The sequence below is a fragment of the Thermobifida cellulosilytica TB100 genome, assembly GCF_001517975.1.
GTDB classification, from domain to species: Bacteria; Actinomycetota; Actinomycetes; order Streptosporangiales; family Streptosporangiaceae; genus Thermobifida; species Thermobifida cellulosilytica.
The window spans coordinates 107,956-112,177 of the sequence record NZ_KQ950187.1; the positions used below are offsets into that span (position 1 = coordinate 107,956).

3 protein-coding genes and 1 pseudogene are annotated in these 4,222 nt (G+C 71.4%); 1 reads left to right on the forward strand and 3 read right to left on the reverse strand.

Annotated features, from left to right (window positions below; all coding sequences use genetic code 11):
• The 3 genes and pseudogenes from AC529_RS20645 to AC529_RS17975 form a co-directional block, all read right to left on the reverse strand.
• Positions 1-179 (reverse strand): annotated as a pseudogene (locus tag AC529_RS20645) (cell wall anchor protein); the annotation flags it as partial.
• 130 nt (positions 180-309) lie between these two features.
• Entirely contained in the window at positions 310-1,668 is a 1,359-nt protein-coding gene (gene gdhA, locus AC529_RS17970) for an NADP-specific glutamate dehydrogenase (RefSeq protein WP_068758531.1), read from the reverse strand.
• A gap of 195 nt (positions 1,669-1,863) precedes the next feature.
• Positions 1,864-3,348: an LCP family protein gene (locus tag AC529_RS17975; RefSeq protein WP_068758532.1), complete on the reverse strand. Its 1,485-nt coding sequence runs from the start codon at positions 3,346-3,348 to the stop codon at positions 1,864-1,866.
• A 353-nt stretch (positions 3,349-3,701) separates the two neighbouring features.
• Here AC529_RS17975 and AC529_RS17980 point away from each other — a divergent pair.
• Positions 3,702-4,222 (forward strand): AsnC family transcriptional regulator (locus AC529_RS17980; RefSeq protein WP_157080275.1); only part of this gene is annotated, 521 nt, incomplete at its 3' end.

Genomic DNA, 4,222 nt, shown 5'->3' on the forward strand with positions numbered 1-4,222 from the left:
ACCGCCGCCAGCGCGACGGCCGCCAGGTGCCCCGCCGCCAGCGCGGGCAGGGCGCCCAGCACCGCGGTGCGGCGCCGCTCCTGGAGCCCGCGGGAGACCGCGAGCAGCCAGCCCGTCGCCGGGTGCACCCCGTGGAAGACCCCCAGACCGATCAGGACCCACAACTGGCCGGAGCTCATCGGACTCCCGTCCCGCGCGCCGCTTGCCCTCCCCGCATCGTCACACGGCGCGGCGGGGCGGACAACGCGGCGGCACGAACCGGCCACCGGCGCGGGCGCCGGAGCCTCTCCGGCGCCCGCGCCGCCCGGGCTAGACCAGGCCCTGGGCGAGCATCGCCTCGGCGACCAGCTCGAACCCGGCGATGTTGGCGCCCGCCACGTAGTCGCCGGGACGCCCGTAGCGGTCGGCCGTCTCGTAGCAGGTGTCGTGGATGTGGCGCATGATCTCCGCGAGCCGCTGCTCGGTGTGCTCGAAGCTCCAGGAGTCGCGGGAGGCGTTCTGCTGCATCTCCAGCGCGCTCGTGGCGACGCCGCCGGCGTTGGCGGCCTTGCCCGGGGCGAACGCCACCCCGGCCTCGGCGAACACCCGGATGCCCTCGGGCGTGGTCGGCATGTTGGCGCCCTCGGCCACGGCGACGACGCCGTTGCGCACCAGGGTGGCCGCGTCGCGCCCGGTCAGCTCGTTCTGCGTGGCCGACGGCAGCGCCACGTCGCAGGGCACCTCCCAGACGCTGGAGGCGGAGGACTCGATGTAGCGGACGTGGGAGCCGCGCCGCTTGGCGTAGTCGGAGACCCGGCCCCGCTCGACCTCCTTGACCTGCTTGAGCAGCTCCAGGTCGATGCCCTTCTCGTCGACCACGTAGCCGTTGGAGTCGGAGCAGGTCACCACGTGCGCGCCGAGCTGCTGGGCCTTCTCGATCGCGTAGATCGCCACGTTGCCCGAGCCGGACACCGCGACCCGCTTGCCCTCCAGCGTGTCGCCGCGGGCCCGCAGCATCTCCGCGGTGAACATCACGCAGCCGTAGCCGGTGGCCTCGCGGCGCACCTGGGAGCCGCCCCAACTGAGGCCCTTGCCGGTGAGCACCCCGGACTCGTAGCGGTTGGTGATCCGCTTGTACTGGCCGAACAGGTAGCCGATCTCGCGGCCGCCCACCCCGATGTCGCCGGCGGGAACGTCGGTGTACTCGCCCAGGTGCCGGTAGAGCTCGGTCATGAAGGACTGGCAGAACCGCATGATCTCGGCGTCGGAGCGCCCCTTGGGGTCGAAGTCGCTGCCGCCCTTGCCGCCGCCGATGGGCAGCCCGGTGAGCGAGTTCTTGAAGATCTGCTCGAACCCGAGGAACTTGACGATCCCGAGGTTGACCGAGGGGTGGAAGCGCAGGCCGCCCTTGTAGGGGCCCAGGGTGCTGCTGAACTCCACCCGGAACCCGCGGTTGACGTGGATCTCCCCGGAGTCGTCGGTCCAGGGCACGCGGAAGATCAACTGCCGCTCCGGCTCGCACAGCCGCTCGATGATCTTGGCGTGGCTGATCTCGGGGTTCTTGGCCACCACGGGTCCGAGGCTCTCCAGAACCTCCCTCACCGCCTGGTGGAACTCGATCTCCCCCGGGTTGCGCCTGAGGATCTCCTCGTAGATCGGGCTGAGCTTCTCGTCGAGGTTTGCCGACATGGTCGCCTCCGTGTCGGGGCGCGCCTCACGGGCACACCCCGGCTCGGGGTGTGCCGGGAGGAAGCACCGGTTGTGGCCGTACAGGGGTGTCTCACGGGCGCCCCGTTGAGCCCGTACCCCGCCGCCGATGATAGACGCCGGGTTCGCGTAGTTGATCCCGGGCCTTGCGCGACGGGGCGCGGGCTCAGCGTGAGGTCAGGGGCACAGCTCGTCGAGGGCGGCCGCCTCGTCGCCGACCTGGCGCCCCGGGGAGTCGGGGGTGGGCTCGGGCAGCCCGGTGTACTCCTGCCACTCGGTCTGCCCGGGGGTCTCGGCGGCGCCCTCGGCGCCGGGGACGCCCTCGGCGGAGGCCGAGGCGGACGGGGAGGGGGAGGCCTGCGGGGCGTCCGACAGCGCGCCGCGCACCAGCGCGCGGATGTGCTCCCAGTCGGGGTAGGCGGTGTTCACCTGCGGCGGGGAGAGTTGCAGGGTCTCCATGTCGGCGGAGGAGGCCTTCTCGGCCAGCTCCACGAAGTGCGGGAGCTTGGGCTGGGGGATGTCGGTGCGCAGGGTGCTCTTGGCGGCCGCGGCCAGCGACCGGAAGCTGGTGAGGAGGGTCGCGGGGGCGGCCTGCTCGGCCACGTACTTGATCAGGCAGCCCTGGCGGCCCATCCGGGAGTAGTCGTCGCTGTTGACCCGGGTCCGCCCGTACCACAGCGCCTCGCGGCCGTCGAGGGTCTGCCAGCCCGCGTCGATGTACTCGCCGCGCTGGCCGTAGGGGAGGGGCTCCTCCAGGTAGACCCGGATGCCGCCGATGGCGTCGATGATGTCCTCGAAGCCCTGCATGTCGACCAGCGCGTAGTAGTCGATGTCGAGGTCGAGGGCGAAGCCGATCACCTGCTTGAGGGTGTCGGCGCCGGGGTCGGAGGCGTAGGGGTTGATCGCCAGCGCCGGGTCCTCCGAGACCGTCTGGTACACCTCGTTGAGCAGGTTGTCGAAGCCGTACGGCGCGGGGTAGCGCTCGGCCAGCGCGGTGCCCTCGGGGAAGGGCACGTTCTCCAGGTTGCGCGGCAGCCCGATGAGCACCACGTCGCCGGTCTCCACGTCGATGCTGGCCACGATCATGGTGTCGGTGCGCATGCCGTAGCGGTTCTTGCCCGCGTCCCCGCCCAGCAGCAGCACGTTGACCCGGTCCTGGCCGTTCCACGGGTCGGCGTCGTCGTGCGGCTCCTGGGCCGCGCCGAACAGCGTGTTGGACAGGTCGTAGGCGGTGTAGGAGGCGTAGCCGACCGCGGCCGCGGGGGCCGCGACGGCCAGGCACAGCGCCGTGACGACCACGCCCGCGGCGATGCGGCCGCCCCAGCCGCTCCGCTCGGGCCGGGTGACCGCGTAGGAGTGGACGACCACGGTCATCCACAGCACCGCCACGGCGAAGGAGCCGATCCCGGCGATCAGCAGCCAGTGGTCCTGGGTGGCCAGGGTGGCGCTCAGCACCAGGTTGTCCCGCAGCACCAGGACGCCCGCGACCAGGGCCGCGACCAGCAGCAGGTAGCAGGCCAGGATGACGGTTCCGGCCAGACGCCGTCCGGCGCGCAGGTGCGCCACGCCGGGGAGGACGGCGGAGGCGGCGGTCCACAGCAGTGCCCGGGTCGTGCTCCTCGGACGGGAGGGGGACTCGGTCAACCGCCGTCTTCTGCCCATCGGGTTGTTCCCTTTCTCAGATGTCCCACCAGACACCCGGGCGGCGGGACGGAAGGAGAGAGGCGGGGGGACCCGTCCCACCGGGTGCGCGCTGTCGTGCGCATCCAGTGTCGCGCTTTGCCGGAGTTGCTGAGACAGCGATCCCCACAGCGGACACCCTCACCGGCGGAGTGATTTGTCCGGATATCTGGATGTTATGTCGATTTGCAGGTTGTTGGATGGCCGAAGTCGGCCCTGTTTCTTCCGTGATCGGTAGTTAACCGCCTCGTTAGCTGCCATGATCAGGCCGCAGGAGGGGGCGGCACCCGGGGGGACAGGGGGTGCCGTCACAGCAACGAAAGGCACAAATCATCGTGCTCGATGCGGTCGACGCTGCGCTCGTGCGAGCGCTGCAGGGGGACGGAAGAGCGACGTATCAGGCTCTGGCCGACCGGGTGGGGCTGTCGCGTACGGCGGTCCGCGCCCGGGTCAAGCACCTCGTCGCCACCGGAGCGATCCGGATCGTCGGGGTGCTGCACGCCGGAGTCATGGGAATGGAGGTGTTCGGACACATTTCACTCCGTGTTTGCGGACCGGTCCGCTCGGTCCTCGACGAACTGGTCCGGCGCGAGGCCGTGGTCTTCGCCGCGCAGACCGCCGGGCGCTTCCCCGTGGTGGCGCACGTGCGGGTCCGCGACGACAGCGCGCTGGCCGCCGAGCTCACCCAGGTGCGCAAGATCCCCGGGGTCGTCGAGGCGGAGGTCTTCCGCGGGGACGAGATCGCCAAGGACGAGTACTCCAGCGTGCGGCCGCTGCGCGACGTGGCCATCGACCCGCTGGACTGGCGGCTGGTGCGCTGCTTGCAGGCCGACGGCCGGGCCTCCTACGCCGACCT